Raw genomic sequence first — 17888 nt, forward strand, 5'->3', positions numbered from 1 at the left:
ATACAGCAGGAAAGTATGTAAAGTATCTTTGTTCGCAATGGTAGTTATGCTATTTTTGTATGGTGTGGCTCGTTTTTTGAAGTCTCAAAATTACATATATTTTTTAAGGTACCTTTTGAGTTCACTAAAAATAATAAGCACCCCTAATGAACCGTTATTTCCATATGAAAACGAATTTTCTTGCAATTTTAATATTTTTTACTGCTATTAATCCTTTAATGGCTGCTTCTGTAGCAGGAGATCCGCCGCGCGATCCCTTTGTAGTTGTGTTAGATGCGGGGCATGGAGGTCATGACCCCGGTAACACCTGGAACGGTTACAAAGAAAAAGGAATCGCTTTAAATATCGCCCTAAGGGTTGGTGCTGAACTTGAAAAGATCCCGGATATTAAGGTGATCTATACCCGTAAGTCAGATGTTTTTGTAACTCTGGCAGGAAGAGCACAGATCGCAAATAAGGCCGAAGCAGATCTTTTTGTTTCAATTCATATGAATGGTCATAAATCCCAAGCCCAGGGAACCGAGACCTTTGTACTTGGGCTTCACCGTAACCAGGATAACCTGGAGGTGGCAATGCGTGAGAACCAGGTAATCTTTCTTGAGGAAGATTATGAAATGACTTATGACGGCTTTAATCCTAATTCTCCTGAGTCTTATATAGGACTTACTCTTATGCAGGAAGAGTATTTGGATCAAAGTATTTTGCTTGCAGATTTTATTCAGAAGAATTTTACCAACTTAAATAAACGGGTTAACCGCGGGGTAAAACAGGCGGGGTTCCTGGTGTTGAGGGAGACCTATATGCCTAGTGTTCTTATAGAAGCAGGATTTTTAAGCAATAGGTCCGAAGGTGCTTTTCTTAATAGTGCGGCCGGTCAGGCTGCAATTTCTGAATCTATTGTTCGGGCCGTAAAGGATTACAAAAATTCGATGAATCTTTCTATTCTGGACAATATAGAAGCTAATCCTCCTATTGAGCTCACCCAGGAATCTGAAGATAGACCTCTGGACGTATATGATGGAATAACCTTTAAGGTGCAATTGGCGGCATCAGGTAAAAAGCTGGATCCAAATTCAAGAAATTTTAAAGGATTGAACCAGGTTTCGAGAAATAAAGAAGGAAAGCTTTTCAAATATTACTACGGTGCATCTTCCAGTTATTCCCAGATACAGGATTTGCATGATAAGGCAAAACGTACCGGTTACCCCGACAGTTACATAGTCGCATTCCGTGGAAATGAGAAGATCAGCGTTAATGAGGCGTTAAAAACAAAAATGGAATAGTCCTTCTTTACTATATAAATTTTATATTTGTCCCTAATCAAATAGGACGATTTTTGTGAAATATACTAAGGAGGTTAAAACTGCTCTTTTGGCCATAGTTGCCATTCTTCTGTTCATTTTTGGATATAGCTTTTTAAAAGGTAAAAACTGGTTTGATTCCAGCAGGACCTTTTATGCCATTTATAATGATGTAGAAGGGCTTTCGCCTTCATCTCCCGTGACCATCAATGGGCTCAAGGTGGGAAATGTAACTAAAATTGGATTTTTAGATCACTCAGGCAAACTGGTGGTGACTTTTCTTGTTGACAACTCTTTTCCTTTTTCTGAAAATAGTGTCGCCCAAATCTATGGTGGTGGTCTTATTGGAGGAAAATCCCTTGCAATCATACCAAAATATGAAGAGGGACAAATGGCCAAATCTGGCGACACATTGCCCGGTGCGATAGAAGAGGGGTTACTGGAACTGGTGAATGAAAGGCTAACACCTCTTCAGGAAAAAGTGGAAAAGGTTATTGTAAGTACAGATTCGCTTATAAATTCCTTTAACGAGGTAATGAATCCTACTACCCGTCAAAATTTAAAAAATAGTATTGCTAATCTTAACGCAACTATTGCTTCATTAAACAATTCAGCAAACACGGTAGAAGATGTTTTAACTGAAAATTCTCCAAAGCTAGACCGCACCTTCACCAACCTTGATGAAATGGCCGTAAACTTCAGTAATTTTTCAGATACTCTTTCTCAATTCGATGTAAGAAAGGTAACAGAGGATCTGGAAATGGCAGTGGCTAATTTTGAAAATGTTACCAGAAAACTTAATTCGGGAGAGGGAACTGCAGGTAAACTTCTTAATGATCCTTCAGTCTTTAATAATCTTGAAAGGGCAACCAATCAATTGGATGCATTGATACAGGATGTGAAATTGAATCCAAAACGTTACGTACATTTTTCTATCTTTGGGAAAAACCCGGGCCCTTATTCGCCCCCTCGAGATTCATTAAAATAACCAACCAACCATGCAGATCCTTGCACAAATCGCCTTTATCCTTGCCGTCGCAATTGGGTTAGGTATTTTTATTCGCAACATCCGGAGAATGATCCGGAATATTAAACTGGGTCGGGAAGCCGATCGAACCGATAACCCCGGGAAAAGATGGGGTAAAATGGCTAAAATAGCTTTGGGGCAGTACAAGATGGTGCGAAGACCTGTATCGGGTATTATCCACGTCATTGTTTATCTTGGTTTTATTATCATCAACATAGAGGTCCTGGAAATTATAATCGACGGGATCTTTGGCACTCATAGAATTTTTGCCTTTGCCGGTTCTTTCTATAGTTTTCTTATAGGTGCTTTTGAAATCCTGGCATTATTGGTTCTTGTAGGAGTGATTATTTTCTGGATAAGACGTAATATCCTGACCATTCAGAGATTCAGGGCCAGAGAGCTTACTGAGTGGCCGAAGAACGATGCAAATTACATCCTGTACTTTGAGATGGTGCTAATGTCGCTCTTTCTAATCATGAATGCTGCCGATTACCAATTACAATTAAATCTTGCTCCTCACTATGCCATGGCTAGTGGAGAGATCGCCGGTGCTTTTCCAGTAAGTAGTTTTTTACTGCCTCTCCTGGATGGTTTTACTAATTCCACACTTATAATTATTGAAAGAACCGCATGGTGGTTACATATTTTAGGAATTCTTTTCTTTTTGAATTACCTGTACTATTCCAAGCATCTTCATATACTTCTGGCTTTTCCTAATGTTTATTATTCCAAGATTAAACCAAAAGCAGAATTTGATAACATTGAAGCTGTGACCAAAGAAGTGCAGCTAATGATGGATCCGGATGCCGACCCATTTGCTGCTCCAGCGGAACCAGAAGGCGAAGCAGAAGGAGAGTCCGAAAAATTTGGAGCCTCAGATGTATTTGATCTCAACAGGGTCCAATTGCTTAATGCTTACACCTGTACCGAATGTGGGCGGTGTACAGATCAATGTCCCGCGAACAACACCGGGAAATTGCTTTCTCCAAGAAAAATCATGATGGATACCCGGGATCGTCTGGAAGAGGTGGGAGAAAACATCAACAAGAATGGAAAATTTGAAGATGATGGTAAACAACTTCTCGATGATTACATCTTAAGGGAGGAAATTTGGGCATGTACGACCTGTCAAATGTGTATAGAGGCTTGTCCTGTGGGAATTGACCCCCTTTCCATAATTGTGGAGATGAGAAGGTATCTAATGATGGAACAAAGCGCAGGACCGGCAGATTTAAATAATGCGATGGGTAACATCGAGAACAATGGAGCACCATGGCCTTACAACCAGATGGACCGCTTAAATTGGGCAAACGAAAATTAATTACCAAATTGGCCTTTTTGAGGCTGCAATAAAAAATACAATGGCAGAAAATATTAAAGTGCCAACCATGGCAGAATATATGGCCGAAGGAAAACAACCTGAAGTCCTGTTTTGGGTAGGTTGCTCCGGAAGTTTTGACGACAGGGCAAAGAAAATTACAAAAGCTTTTGTAAGGCTGCTCAACAGGGCAAATGTTGATTTTGCTGTGCTTGGAACAGAAGAAAGCTGTACCGGCGATCCTGCAAAACGCGCCGGGAATGAATTTCTTTACCAAATGCAGGCTGCCGGAAATATCGAGGTTTTAAACGGGTACGAGATCAAAAAGATTGTAACCACCTGTCCTCACTGTTTCAATATAATTAAAAATGAATATCCCGGTCTTGGAGGGAATTATGAAGTGATGCATCACACTACTTTTCTCAAATCTTTGTTAGAAGAAGGCAGACTAACAGTAGAAGGTGGAAAATTTAAGGGCAAAAGGATCACTTTTCACGACCCCTGTTATTTAGGTCGGGGAAATGGAATTTATGAAGCACCCCGTGATCTACTAAGAAAACTTGAAGTTGAATTAGTAGAGATGAAAAGGTGTAAAAAGGATGCCATGTGTTGTGGTGCCGGAGGTGCCCAGATGTTTAAAGAACCCGAGCCGGGAAAAGAAGATGTAAACGTCGCGCGTACAGAGCAGGCAATTGAAGTTAAGCCAGAGGTAATCGCAGCCGGATGTCCTTTTTGCAACACGATGATGACAGATGGGGTTAAATCCAAGAACAGGGAAGACAACATTGCAGTAATGGATATTGCAGAGATGATCGCAACTGCTGAAGATCTCTAGTGCAGAAGCTATAATAAAAAAAAGCGAGGGTCCAAAAATAGCATTTTGGACCCCCGCTTTTTTGTTTACCTTCTATTTCAGTTTTAAAGTCTCTTCTTCTGGTTTTTTGTTCCTCACCAGGATAAGGATATCATCTTCGGTGAGTCCTTCTTCAATATAATCTCCCTGTTTTCCCTGTAGATAAGCATACTTCTCAATATTTGTTTGGTATTCGGGCCGCGGAAGGATTTTGTCCTTATCCCCATAACCTTTTAAGTAGGCAAGGACCACTTCATCGTCTGTGGCTTTTAAATGTTTCTGTTTTTCGTACCTGGATAAAAGCAATATGGCATCGAAAAGACCCTGTTGCTGCATTTCTATATAAGAGTTTCCTCCTGCCGCGTGAATTGGTTCATGATAATAAATACAAATAGGCGCTGTAACGGTGTAGCAATAAGATTCTACAAAATTGTTTAATTCATCCCAAATACTTCCAACCTCCACATGAATTTGCTTTTCCTCGCGCAGCCAGGATGCGAGGTCGGGGAGCTGATCTTTTTTTGACCGGTAGCCAAGTTTTCTTGCCTTTTTAAAAAGTTCCTTCTCCTTTGTGTCCATAGAACAAATTTAGAAGAGGAAACTTCAGGAAATTATGATTTTTATCAGCTTGTAGAAAAGCTTTTACTATAGCAGAAGAAGCAATAATGACAAGGAGAAATTATACAACTTTAACCTTCTCAAATTGGAATCCCGCCTTCAAATCTCTTATTTTTGTATTACTAAATTATATCCAAAAAATGTTTGTCCCATTTGAAACTTTACCAGAGAGTTCCCGCGTTTGGGTCTTTCAGGCAAACCGCTCTTTTACAGAGGAAGAGCAGACAGAAATTAAAGAAAAACTTGAGGCTTTTATTGAGCAGTGGACTGCCCACGGCGCCAATCTCCAGGCTTCTTATGAAATGCGTTACAAGCGATTTATCATTCTTGCTCTTGACCAGAAAATGAATGCTGCTACAGGATGCTCCATAGATGAATCTGTGCGCTTTATTCAACAGCTTGAGAAAGATTATAACGTCGATCTTCTTGATAAGATGAATGTCTCCTATAAACAGGGTGAATTTGTGGCTTATAAAACGCTTACAGACTTCAGGAAAATGGCCAAAGAAAAAGCCGTTTCTCCCAAAACTATTGTGTTTAATAACCTCGTGAACAATAAAGCTGAATATCTTTCAGATTGGGAAGTACCTGCATCTGAAAGCTGGCACAAGCGTTTCCTAAACTAATGAAAATTAAAAGCAGCCCCTTTTCAGGCCTTTTATTGGCCTCGTTCCTTATTACCCAAATTTCATTTTCCCAAACAAGCCCTTTAATTGCAGAAGATGTAGAGCAACAAAGGCAATGGGTAGACAGCATCTATGATGCTATGACCCTGAAGGAGAAAGTTGGGCAGCTTTTCATGATTGATGTTTTCTCGTCAGATCCTCCTGCAAAAATTGAAAAAGCCAGAGAATTGGTGGAGCAGCATTACGTTGGCGGGGTGATCTTTTCCAAAGGAGGTCCTAAAAGACAGGTGAAGCTCCAGAACGAATTGCAGGAGCTTTCCAAAATCCCATTGCTTATAGGTATGGATGCAGAGTGGGGCCTGGCGATGCGCCTTGATTCTACCTATGCTTATCCATGGAATATGACCCTGGGTGCTATTCAGGATGAAAACTTAATAACAGAAGTGGGTGCCAGTATAGCCCAACATTCAAAAAGGCTGGGGGTGCACATGAACTTTGCCCCGGTGGTCGACATCAATACAAATCCTGAAAACCCTATTATTGGCAATCGTTCCTTTGGCGAAAACAAGACCAATGTTACCAGTAAATCCATTGCTTTTATAAAAGGGATGCAAAGAGAAGGTGTACTGGGAAGCGCTAAACATTTCCCGGGACATGGGGATACAGAGAGGGATTCCCATAAAACCCTGCCCGTTGTGGATTTTTCCCGTGACAGGATCTTTAGAGAGGAACTTTTTCCATACAGGGAATTAATAGCCGAAGGGCTCAGCAGTGTTATGGTAGCACATTTAAATGTTCCCAGCCTCGAAGAACGTACAGAATTTCCTTCTAGTCTTTCTCATGAAATAGTCACTGGTATTTTAAAGGAAGAATTGAACTTTAACGGACTTATAATTACTGATGCTCTCAATATGAAGGGCGTAGCCAATTTTGACGAGCCGGGAGAAATAGATCTGGCGGCATTTTTGGCGGGGAATGATATCTTACTCTTTTCTGAAGATGTTCCAAAAGCTTCAGAATTAATCGTAGAAGCCTATAACAAAGGCCTAATTACTGAAGCCCGGCTGAAACATTCGGTTAGAAAAATCCTTTACGCAAAATATAAAATTGGTCTTGATAAGTATAAACCTGTCGACCCCGTTTATGTTATTGAAGATCTCAATAGCATTCGTAATGAGGTGCTCTCTCATAAACTGTACGAAAATGCCATGACGGTGATCAAAAATGACCGGTCCACCTTACCCATTCAGGATTTGGAAACCAGTAAGATCGCCTATGTCCATTTTGGAGAAGACTCCGGGAATGCCTTTTTTGAGCAGTTAAATCGTTATGCACAGGTAGATTCAGTTTCAGCAGAAAATCTGAATGAGCTTTTAGATAAACTCGATTCATATAACCAGGTTATCATTGGATATCATCAATCTTCTGCTTCTCCCTGGAGTGGTTTCAAACTGAATCAAAAAGAGCAGACCTGGCTCTATGAAATCGCAAGGAAAAATAAAGTAATTCTCAATATTTTCACGAGTCCTTATGCTTTACTCGACCTGGAAACCACTGCCAATTTTGAGGCTATACAAGTAGCTTATCAAAATACCATTCTTGGGCAGCAAAAGGCTGCACAGGTTATTTTTGGGGCTCTCGAAGCCAAAGGGAAACTTCCTGTAAGTGCCGGGAATAATTTTCCCGTGGGCACCGGCTACAGAACGCGTAACCTCGAACGCCTGTCTTATGGGTTGCCAGAACAGGTGGGAATGAATTCTTACAAACTCAGCAAAATTGACGACCTCATTCAAAAGGCGTTAGATAAAAAAATGACCCCGGGATTACAGGTGCTGGTAGCGCGTAAGGGAAAGGTTATTTACGAAAGAAATGCAGGCTACCATACCTATGAGAAGGAAATACCGGTAAAGTCTTCAGATGTTTATGATCTTGCTTCACTTACCAAGATCCTTGCTACCCTTCCGCTTTTGATGGAACTGGTAGACCAGGATGAAATCGATTTGGAGACAACATTGGGGGAGATGTTACCATCCTTCCGCGGAAGCAATAAAGAGCAGGTCACCATTCTGGAAATGCTGTCGCACTACGCCCGATTCAAGAGCTGGATTCCTTTCCACAGGATGACCATTGATAAGAATACAAAGCGACCAGATGTAAAATATATTCGTTCTCAACAGGACAGAGGTTACAATGTACAGATAGCCGAAAAAATGTATGTTAGGAATGACATTAGAGACACGGTGCTAAAGATCATTAGGGATAGCGAACTTGAAAGAAGAAAAGCTTACAAATACAGTGATCTTCCTTTCTATCTGCTCAAATTTTATCTGGAGGATATTTACGGGACTTCCCTGGAGTATCTCACCCAGGATCATTTTTATAAATCTTTAGGTGCTCATAACACCACCTATTTACCTCTTAAGAAGTTTCCAAAAGAAAGAATTGTGCCTACAGAGAATGACCAAAACTGGAGAAATCAGCTCCTACAGGGCTTTGTCCATGATGAAGGAGCTGCTCTTTTGGGAGGAATTGGAGGCCAGGCCGGTTTGTATTCCACAGCCAATGACGTGGCCAAGATCATGCAAATGTATTTGAACGGTGGACAATATGGAGGTAAAATATATTTTGACCAGGAGACGGTTGACAAATTTAATACCTGCTATTATTGCGAAGATGACGTGCGGCGTGGGGTAGGATTTGATAAACCCCAGCTAAGTGATGTCGGTCCTACCTGTGGATGTGTTTCCATGACCAGCTTTGGTCATAGTGGTTTTACCGGAACTTTTACCTGGGCTGACCCCGATGAAGAAATAGTTTACGTATTTTTAGCGAACCGTATACATCCTTCTGCAGGAAACAATGAACTAACGAGGGAGAGCATTAGGTCAAATATTCAGGAACTTATTTACGAAGCTATAGAACGCTGATACATGAAAATAGGCATTGTTTGTTACCCCACCTTTGGTGGTAGTGGTGTGGTTGCTACAGAATTGGGAATGGCACTCTCCAGGAGAGGCCACGAGATCCATTTTATTACATATAAACAGCCGGTAAGGCTGGAACAACTTTCGCATAACATACATTTTCATGAAGTAAATGTTCCCGAATATCCACTTTTTCATTATCAGCCATACGAGCTTGCATTAAGCAGCAAACTTGTTGACATGGTGAAACTTCATAAGATAGAGGTGCTGCATGTACATTATGCTATCCCTCACGCTTATGCAGGTTACATGGCAAAAAAGATGCTGGAGGAAGAAGGAATCTACCTGCCAATGGTGACCACCCTTCATGGAACCGATATTACCCTGGTGGGAAACCATCCTTTCTACAAACCGGCTGTAACTTTTAGTATAAATAGCAGCGATGTAGTAACCTCGGTTTCCCAGAGCCTTAAAGCAGATACATTAAGACTTTTCAACGTAAAGCGTGAGATCAATGTGGTGCCAAATTTTATTGATACCACCAAATACACTCAGTCAATTAGCAACTGCCAAAGGACAATGCTTGCCGAAAGTGATGAAAGGATCATTACTCACGTAAGTAACCTGCGAAAGGTGAAACGTATAAGAGATGTGATCATGATCTTTTATGAGGTTCAGAAAAAGCTTAAATCAAAGCTTATTATGGTAGGGCAGGGGCCCGAGAGGGAAATGGCCGAAGAACTGGTGCATGACCTGGGGCTGGAAGAAAAGGTTTTATTTCTTGGGGAATCTCATGAAATAGATAAGGTGCTGAGTTATTCAGATCTTTTTCTCCTGCCTTCAGAAAAAGAGAGTTTTGGCCTTGCGGCACTTGAAGCAATGGTCAATGGCGTACCCGTGATCTCTACGAATACCGGCGGACTTCCGGAGGTGAATAAACACGGTTTTTCGGGGTATTTAAGTGATGTGGGTGATGTTGAGGAAATGGCTGCAAATGCTATTCGAATACTTGAAAATGAGGAAGTTCTAAATGAGTTCAAAGAAAATGCACGCAAACAATCCTTTACTTTCGATATATATTCTGTAGTACCTTTATATGAAGATCTGTACCAAAAGGCTTTAGATCTGGTTCAAAAAGAAAAGGCTGCCAAAAAATAGATTTTTGACAGCCTTTTCTTTTTATTAATTGATCTTCTAGAACTGATACCTGATACCTAATGCAATATCAAAATCCACGTCATCACCATAATCATCTAGACCTAATTCTGGTCTAAAATCCAGAGATAGTAACAGTGGGAAATCAAAATTATATTCGATACCTATGTCTCCGGCTGCAAGAGCGAAAAACTCGCTGTCATCAGAATGATCGTGATCATCATCAAAGCTTCTGGATCCTAAACCGGCACCAGCGCCTGCATACCAGTTGAAGCCTCCTTCAATATTCCAAACCCACTGGTATAAACCAACAACTTTAAAAGCATCATAATGACCTCTATCTCCCCAGCCTAAATCGAATTCCAATCTATTGTTTTCAGAAAGACCATGTTGATAAGAAATTTCTGTTCCAAATCCTCCACTGTCACCTAAGCGTAGACCCAGGGCATGATCGGCAATATTTTGTGCTTGAGAATTAAGGGTAAATCCTAAAATACATAAAGTCAGTAAAACAATTTTTTTCATATCTTTTCATTTAATTTGTTCCTACAAAATTAGACTATCTGTCATACCAACTACTCCCACCTTCAGCTAATTAAATGTTAATGTTAATTAAGACCTGTTAATCGGCCGTTCAATGGTCTGATAATTATACAACTATGAATGATAAGCTTAAGAATTTTAGCGGTAATCTGGAAGGAGATCTTTTTTACGATTCTCTTTGGCGTAGAATATTTGCTACAGATGCTTCTGTGTACCGCACTATACCACAGGCAGTTGCCTATCCAGCAACGGTCCAGGATATAAAAGAACTAATTTCTTTTGCTCGCAGGAATAAAACATCACTTATCCCAAGAACGGCAGGCACCTCGCTCGCCGGGCAGTGTGTTGGCGAGGGTATAGTTGTAGATGTTTCCAAGTACTTTACAAAAATAATTGATCTAAATGTTGAAAAGAAGACCGTAAAGGTGCAGCCAGGGGTAATTCGGGATGATCTAAACCGTTTTCTCCAGGCACATGATCTATTTTTTGGTCCCAATACTTCTACCTCCAATCGTTGTATGATAGGTGGAATGGTGGGCAACAACTCCAGCGGTACCACTTCAATTAAATATGGCGTCACCAGAGATAAGGTGGTTGAGATGAAAGTGTTGCTGAGTGATGGTTCTGAAGCTGTTTTTTCTGAAATAACTTCGGAAGAATTCAGCAACAAATTGCAGCTGGACTCCATGGAAGGGGAGATCTACCGGAAATTATACGAGGAGCTGAAGCCAGAGGTTGTACGTCAACAGATCACTGCGGGTTTCCCAAAACCCGAAATCCACCGCCGCAATACTGGATATGCAGTAGATGAGCTTATTTTAGCCGAAGTCTTAGGTGGAAATGAAGAGAAGATCAATATATGCAAGCTCCTTTGCGGCAGCGAGGGCACCCTTGCGTTCACAACAGAAATTACCCTGCAGCTGGATGAACTGCCGCCTTCAAATGCTGTAATGATCGCAGCCCATTTTGATTCGGTTGAAAAATGCCTGCAGGCCGTGGTGCCCGCTATGAGACATTCATTGTTTACCTGCGAAATGATGGATAAGGTGATTTTGGATTGCACCAAAAACAGCCTTAAATACAAAGAGAACAGGTTTTTTATAGAAGGGGATCCTGCAGCTATTCTCATGCTGGAAATAAGAGCAACTTCTCAAAAAGAGCTTACAAACAGGACGGCCGAATTGCTTAAAACGCTCACAGATTCCGGATTGGCATATGCACTTCCAGTGCTGCGAAATGATACCATTGAACTTGCTCAGGAATTGCGAAAAGCAGGGTTAGGCCTTTTAGGAAATATAGTGGGCGATCGCAAAGCCGTTGCTTGTATTGAGGATACCGCAGTAGCTGTAGAAGATTTGGCTGCCTACATTTCAGAGTTTTCTAAATTGATGAAGAATTACGGGCAGGAGGCAGTGTATTACGCCCATGCCGGGGCTGGGGAACTACATCTGCGACCAATTCTCAATCTTAAAAAAGATGAAGATGTAGCTCTTTTTCGGAAGATCACCGAAGAGGTCGCTTCCCTGGTAAAAAAATATGGGGGTTCCATGAGCGGGGAACACGGTGACGGTAGAGTGAGAGCAGAATTTATTCGCTTTATGATAGGGGATGAGAATTATGACCTTTTAAAAAGGGTAAAACATATCTTCGATCCGGTAAATATTTTTAATCCCGGGAAAATCATTGATGCGCCTCCTATGGATGAAAGCTTAAGATACGAGCCAGGGCGGAAGGAACCGGAAATTAAAACGCTCATGGATTTTTCTGATTCCCTCGGAATTCTTAGAGGTGTCGAAAATTGCAACGGAAGCGGAGACTGTCGCAAACCTGCCGAAGCGGGAGGAACCATGTGCCCCAGTTATCGCGCCACCCGAAACGAAAAGGATACTACCCGCGCCCGGGCTAATGCTTTGCGCGAATTTTTGACGCATTCCAATAAACCCAATCGTTTTGATCATGAAGAGCTAAAAGAGGTTCTTGACCTTTGTATTAGTTGTAAAGGCTGTAAAAGTGAATGTCCTTCTAACGTTGATATGGCTGCTTATAAAGCTGAGTTTCAATATCAATATAATCAGGTAAATGGAAGTTCCATTCGCTCCAGGGCTTTTGCTTTTAATGCGGAAATGAATAAAAAGACATCGAAAATTTCCCCTTTTTCAAACTTTATGTTTTCCAATTCATTGACTGCAAGTATCCTGAAAAAAACTATGGGAATTGCACCGCAGCGAAGCTTGCCGCCGCTTTCGCGCCAAACTTTGTCTGCATACTACAGGAAAAATCAAAGGAAAATTAAGGATCCAATTAAAACCGTTTATCTTTTCAATGATGAATTTACAAATTACCTGGATTCGGAGGTAGGAGTGGCGGCCATAAAATTACTCAATGGACTGAACTATGAAGTTAAGATCATAGATCATCCTGAAAGTGGCCGCGGATTTATATCAAAAGGGTTTTTAAAAGAGGCCAGGGAGGTAGCCAATAAGAACATTGGGATATTTACGGAAATAATTTCTGAAGAAAGTCCTCTTTTGGGATTAGAGCCTTCAGCAATTCTAAGCTTTCGGGATGAGTATCTTAGGCTGGCCGATGACAAAGCAGCTGCAGCGCAGGTATCCAAAAATGCCTTTTTGCTGGAAGAATTTTTCAAAAAGGAAGTGGTCGCCGGAAATATAACTGCCAACTCTTTTACTTCAGATAAGAAGAGGATCAAATTACATGGACATTGTCACCAGAAGGCGCTTTCGGGAATTGAAAATACATTTGTGATGCTAAACCTTCCGGAGAATTTTGAGGTAACAGTAATTCCTTCGGGTTGTTGCGGGATGGCAGGTTCTTTCGGTTATGAAAAAGAGCATTATGAAGTGAGCATGCAAATAGGGGAACAAACGCTTTTCCCGGCAGTGAGAAAAGCTTCCGAAGAGACTTTAATTGCAGCTCCCGGGACCAGCTGCCGCCACCAAATATTTGACGGAACAGGGAAAAAAGCTCTTCATCCAGTGTCGATCATGGCGGAGGCCCTGAAATAACATTTTCAAATCTTGGCTTAAAAAATTACATTTGCTCAAAATCACCTTCAATGGCAGGGAATTCCTTCGGAAAACTTTTTAGACTTACCACTTTTGGGGAATCTCATGGCGAAGCTATTGGAGGGATAATTGACGGATGCCCCGCCGGACTCAAAATTGACCTTGAAAAAGTTCAGCAGGAAATGGATCGGCGTAAACCGGGACAATCGGCCATCGTTACTCAGCGTAAAGAACCTGATAGCGTTAGGTTTCTTTCAGGCATTTTTGAAGGTAAAACTACCGGAACTCCCATTGGTTTTGTTATTGAAAATTCCAATCAAAAATCCAATGATTATTCGCATATCAAAGATGTTTACCGTCCCTCTCACGCCGATTATACCTATGACCAAAAGTTTGGCAACAGGGATTACAGGGGTGGAGGAAGATCTTCGGCACGGGAGACTGCTTGTAGAGTGGCCGCGGGAGCTATTGCAAAACAACTGCTTAAGGATATAAAAATTACGGCTTATACTTCATCGGTAGGAGACATTCAGCTTCAGAAGAAATTCGAGGAGTTGGAGCTTTCAGAAATAGAAAAGAATCCGGTGCGCTGTCCAGATTCTGATACTGCCAGGAGAATGGAAGCTTATATAAAAGAAATTCGGTCGCAGGGTGATACTGTGGGTGGAGTAGTGGAGTGTGTTATCTCCAACGTACCCAAAGGGCTGGGAGAACCTGTTTTCGATAAACTTCATGCTGCTATAGGCGCAGCCATGCTTTCCATCAATGCTGTAAAAGGATTTGAATATGGGAGCGGGTTTGCAGGATCGGCGATGAAAGGCAGCGAACATAACGACCTTTTTGAACCTGATGGTTCAACCACTTCGAATTTTAGCGGTGGTATCCAGGGAGGAATTTCCAATGGGATGGACATAGTCTTTCGTGTGGCATTCAAACCTGTCGCCACAATTATGCAAAAGCAGAAAACCATTAATGCTCAAGGGCAGGAGGTAGAAATGCAGGGCAAAGGCAGGCATGACCCCTGTGTGGTGCCGCGTGCGATCCCTATTGTAGAAGCCATGGCAGCACTCGTACTTGCAGATTATTATTTATTGAACAGAACGTCTAAAATATAATTTCAGAGACACTTTAATATGAAAAAATTAGCACTGCACTGGCAGATTTTACTGGGAATGGCAGCCGGGGTGATCTTTGCCCTTATTATGACCAATTTTTCCTGGGGAGCCGAATTTATTAATGACTGGATAAAACCTTTTGGAAATATCTTCATAAATGCCCTCAAATTGATTGCAGTTCCTCTAATTTTAGCTTCACTTATTAAAGGGATCTCCGATCTTAAGGATATTTCGAAGTTATCAAAAATGGGTACCCGCACCATTTTAATTTATATAGGAACAACCCTTATTGCAGTTTCCATTGGTCTTGTATTGGTGAATTTAATAGAACCCGGTGGAGCCATTGCTGAAGATACCCGAAACGATCTTATTACCAGTTACGAAGGTGATGCAAACATGAAGATAGCCGATGCTCAGCGCCAAAAGGAAGCGGGCCCGTTACAGGCTCTTGAAGACATTGTGCCCGGGAATATTTTTGCTGCAGCAAGTGATAATGGGAATATGCTACAGGTGATATTTTTTGCCATCTTTTTTGGACTGGGGCTTATACTAATTCCTGAAGAAACGGCGAGACCTGTGAAAGCCTTTTTTGACGGATTTAATGAAGTAATTCTTAAACTCATTGACCTCATTATGCTTGCGGCTCCATATGGTGTTTTTGCACTGTTAGCTGCCCTGGTAGTCGAATCCCCCAGCGCCGACCTCTTTGCTGCGCTAGCTATGTATGGAGTTACTGTTCTTATAGGACTTGCCCTTATGATTGTGGTTTATATGTTGATCGTTTGGGTCACTACAGGAAGGAATCCGGCCTTCTTTGAAAATGGAATAGCTCCTGCTCAATTGCTGGCTTTTTCTACCAGTTCAAGTGCTGCTACTCTACCTGTAACCATGGAAAGAACCGAAGAACATCTTGGGGTACACGAAGAAGTTACAAGTTTTGTGTTACCAATTGGTGCAACAATCAATATGGATGGAACCAGCCTGTACCAGGCGGTAGCTGCCGTATTTATAGCTCAGGCTTTTGGAATGGACCTTACCTTAGGTGCCCAACTTGGTATCATTGCCACTGCAACTTTGGCTTCAATTGGTTCTGCAGCGGTTCCCGGTGCGGGAATGGTAATGCTGGTAATTGTACTTTCACAGGCAGGAATCCCCGAAGCCGGTTTGGCCCTTATCTTTGCTGTTGACAGGCCTTTGGACATGTGCCGTACTATGGTAAATGTTACAGGGGATGCAGCAGTTTCCATGATGGTAGCAAAATCTGTGGATAGACTGGGGGAACCGCATGAGAGAAAGTGGGATGAGAATCTTCCCAAAAAGGAGAAAGTTCACTAGTATTTAATTTGTTCCAGTCTTGAAAACCTGGAGAAAATCTTTCAAAAAGCCCGGATTTTGTATCCGGGCTTTTTAAGTTCAATGCATTAATTTTTAAAAACCGGGATTACTTTGTAGAGTTCAAAGGACCCTTTAAAATTAAGGTATGCAACACCAACAGAGGATTAGGCATACCGGCAGAAAAAAGCAGGTATGGTTGAACTAAAGCTATTCTCATTTTTACGTTTTTTTTACATCCCAAAGCTTGCGAGGTTTGGAAGAATTCCTTGTATTTGCCCGGGAAAATTTTTTAACCTGAAATTCCTCAGTAATGACCGATAAAACCCGCGATTACTATAAGACTCTTTTGGAGATAGACCAAAACCTCGACCGGCTTGTGCGGGAAATCGATGTGCTGAATTATTTGAATCCGTTAAATATTGAGCAGGAAAAAAAACGCTTTTTTGGATCAAAATTTTCTGAAGATCCGGTTTTTAAATACAGAAAATTAAAATTCGACCCATATACCCTGCAACGACAATTATTCAGCCAGCGGCTGGAGGATATTCCCGATGAGGATATTTACAAACTTTACTATGATGCAATTTATGAGTATTCAGGTTTAGTGCAGTGTGTGGCTACAGTGGGAAAGGGAAAGAAATTCTTTTATAACTCCTTAAGGGTGTTTGGTACGCCCACAGAAAAGGATGTCAAAAATGCCAAATTCATTCTTCATTTTCACAAAGAAGAAGACGCAGAGGAAATGGTTCCCCGTTATAATGCCGATCAGGCACAGGCGTATTTTCAGGCCTTTGGAGAACATTATCCTTTTCAATTTAGAATACGACAGAGCAACAGCATTACGGGTGCCGCCATGGCATTAAATTCCAGAGAGCTGGTAGTGAAGAAGAACCGAAAATTCAGTGATAATGACTTGAAGGTCCTTGCCAATCATGAGATAGGGGTTAATATGCTCACTACTTTTAACGGTTTGGATCAGGCACTAAGGATATTCTCCCATGGATTCGCCAATAATCACCCAACCCAGGCAGGATTAGGGATCTTTAGTGAATATATGAGTGACAGTCTAAGCTTAAAAAGGGTGAAAGAACTGGCCTATCGTGTTTTAGCAGCCGATAGTCTTATAAAAGGCTACAGCTTTAGTGATACTTTCGACCTTTTATACAGCCAATATAAACTGGATAGGGAGACTTCATGGCTAATAAGCCTTAGAGCCCACCGCGGCGGAGGATTCACCAAAGACCATCAATACCTGCCGGGCCTTAAGAAGGTCTATGACTACTATTCTGCCGGAAAAGATATGGGGCTGCTGCTCACAGGAAAAGTTGCCCTGGAAGACGCCGAACTTATTGAGAAGCTTCAGCAGAAAGAACTGGCTCAAAAGAATACTTATTTTCCTCACTCATTTAAAGAAAATAAGAATACAAATGACAAGCTCAAATTCCTGCTGAGCAATCTCAAGTAAGTGGGCGGTTTGCAGTAATTAGTAGGCAGTACGTGCTCAGTATGAATTTACCTGAAATCGCTGTCTTTTATATCCCTATCGGGAAATCAATCAAAAAATTTTTTTTGACCCCGGTTCTAGAACCTAATAAAAATAGCAGGCTTTGTTTTTAAAATAAATTATTTTAAAAACAAAGCCTGCAGCTCGGGAGTAGGTGTCATACAGGTATCCTTTTTGCCAAACCAGCTGTAACGGTTATTTGCAACAAAGCTATAAATGGTATCTCTAAAACCTTCGGGAAGGGGTTTGAAATATTTAAGCCATGAATATCCTTTAAGGTGTTTCGATATTTCTATTGCTGCAGTTGACTTGTTATAATACGCAACTCCGGGTTCAATGAGGATTACCGAATCCAGGTTTTCTGTGTCGATTCCTCTTTCATTAATTATTTGACGGCCCACGTCACTTTGAAGCGGGGCAAATCTAAAGACATCATCTACATCATTCTTGATAATTGTTTGTACGGTTTTGTTACAAAGATTACAAACACCATCAAAAAGGATGATCTTTTTATTTTCAGGGAAATTTACCATAATTTTTCTT

The 17888-nt window shown here is 41.3% G+C and carries 14 protein-coding genes; 11 read left to right on the forward strand and 3 right to left on the reverse strand.

The window, feature by feature from the left end; all coding sequences use genetic code 11:
• Positions 1 to 164: 164 nt before the first annotated feature.
• The 4 genes from OU683_RS07600 to OU683_RS07615 are packed head-to-tail and all read left to right on the forward strand — an operon-like array spanning position 165 to position 4481.
• On the forward strand, positions 165 to 1283 hold the full coding sequence (locus OU683_RS07600) for an N-acetylmuramoyl-L-alanine amidase family protein (RefSeq protein WP_268136868.1): 1119 nt from the start codon (positions 165 to 167) through the stop codon (positions 1281 to 1283).
• Between the two features lie 55 nt (positions 1284 to 1338).
• Positions 1339 to 2289: an MlaD family protein gene (locus OU683_RS07605; RefSeq protein WP_268136869.1), complete on the forward strand. Its 951-nt coding sequence runs from the start codon at positions 1339 to 1341 to the stop codon at positions 2287 to 2289.
• A 10-nt stretch (positions 2290 to 2299) separates the two neighbouring features.
• On the forward strand, positions 2300 to 3649 hold the full coding sequence (locus tag OU683_RS07610; protein WP_268136872.1) for a 4Fe-4S dicluster domain-containing protein: 1350 nt from the start codon (positions 2300 to 2302) through the stop codon (positions 3647 to 3649).
• 40 nt (positions 3650 to 3689) lie between these two features.
• Positions 3690 to 4481: a (Fe-S)-binding protein gene (locus OU683_RS07615; protein WP_268136874.1), complete on the forward strand. Its 792-nt coding sequence runs from the start codon at positions 3690 to 3692 to the stop codon at positions 4479 to 4481.
• Positions 4482 to 4553: 72 nt separating this feature from the next.
• Here OU683_RS07615 and OU683_RS07620 read toward each other — a convergent pair whose 3' ends face one another.
• Positions 4554 to 5078 carry a hypothetical protein gene (locus OU683_RS07620; RefSeq protein WP_268136876.1) on the reverse strand — a complete coding sequence of 175 codons (525 nt, stop codon included), beginning with the start codon at positions 5076 to 5078 and terminating at the stop codon, positions 4554 to 4556.
• Positions 5079 to 5257: 179 nt separating this feature from the next.
• Between OU683_RS07620 and OU683_RS07625 the strand changes: the two genes are divergently transcribed.
• The 3 genes from OU683_RS07625 to bshA are packed head-to-tail and all read left to right on the forward strand — an operon-like array spanning position 5258 to position 9825.
• Entirely contained in the window at positions 5258 to 5743 is a 486-nt protein-coding gene (locus OU683_RS07625) for an ABC transporter ATPase (RefSeq protein ID WP_268136878.1), read from the forward strand.
• Entirely contained in the window at positions 5743 to 8670 is a 2928-nt protein-coding gene (locus tag OU683_RS07630) for a serine hydrolase domain-containing protein (RefSeq protein ID WP_268136880.1), read from the forward strand. The genes OU683_RS07625 and OU683_RS07630 overlap by 1 nt, the downstream gene beginning before the upstream one ends.
• A 3-nt stretch (positions 8671 to 8673) precedes the next feature.
• Positions 8674 to 9825 carry an N-acetyl-alpha-D-glucosaminyl L-malate synthase BshA gene (gene bshA, locus OU683_RS07635; protein WP_268136882.1) on the forward strand — a complete coding sequence of 384 codons (1152 nt, stop codon included), beginning with the start codon at positions 8674 to 8676 and terminating at the stop codon, positions 9823 to 9825.
• Between the two features lie 36 nt (positions 9826 to 9861).
• Here the strand turns inward: bshA and OU683_RS07640 are convergent, their stop codons facing one another.
• Positions 9862 to 10347: a hypothetical protein gene (locus OU683_RS07640; RefSeq protein WP_228912977.1), complete on the reverse strand. Its 486-nt coding sequence runs from the start codon at positions 10345 to 10347 to the stop codon at positions 9862 to 9864.
• Positions 10348 to 10481: 134 nt separating this feature from the next.
• On the opposite strand from OU683_RS07640, the gene OU683_RS07645 reads away from it, so the two are divergent.
• The 4 genes from OU683_RS07645 to OU683_RS07660 all read left to right on the forward strand — a co-directional run bounded on the left by OU683_RS07645 (position 10482) and on the right by OU683_RS07660 (position 17306).
• A complete protein-coding gene (locus OU683_RS07645) occupies positions 10482 to 13391 on the forward strand; it encodes an FAD-binding and (Fe-S)-binding domain-containing protein (RefSeq protein WP_268136885.1) in 2910 nt (969 codons plus the stop codon).
• Positions 13392 to 13441: 50 nt separating this feature from the next.
• On the forward strand, positions 13442 to 14506 hold the full coding sequence (gene aroC / locus OU683_RS07650) for a chorismate synthase (protein WP_268136887.1): 1065 nt from the start codon (positions 13442 to 13444) through the stop codon (positions 14504 to 14506).
• Between the two features lie 18 nt (positions 14507 to 14524).
• Positions 14525 to 15841, forward strand: coding sequence for a dicarboxylate/amino acid:cation symporter (locus OU683_RS07655; protein WP_268136889.1), 1317 nt, complete (start codon positions 14525 to 14527; stop codon positions 15839 to 15841).
• Positions 15842 to 16151: 310 nt separating this feature from the next.
• On the forward strand, positions 16152 to 17306 hold the full coding sequence (locus OU683_RS07660) for a peptidase MATCAP family protein (protein WP_268136891.1): 1155 nt from the start codon (positions 16152 to 16154) through the stop codon (positions 17304 to 17306).
• 158 nt (positions 17307 to 17464) lie between these two features.
• On the opposite strand, the gene OU683_RS07665 is transcribed toward OU683_RS07660, so the two are convergent.
• Entirely contained in the window at positions 17465 to 17878 is a 414-nt protein-coding gene (locus tag OU683_RS07665; protein WP_268136893.1) for a thiol-disulfide oxidoreductase DCC family protein, read from the reverse strand.
• Between the last annotated feature and the right edge of the window lie 10 nt (positions 17879 to 17888).

This window comes from Salinimicrobium sp. TH3, assembly GCF_026676115.1.
In the GTDB taxonomy this organism is placed as follows: Bacteria; Bacteroidota; Bacteroidia; order Flavobacteriales; family Flavobacteriaceae; genus Salinimicrobium.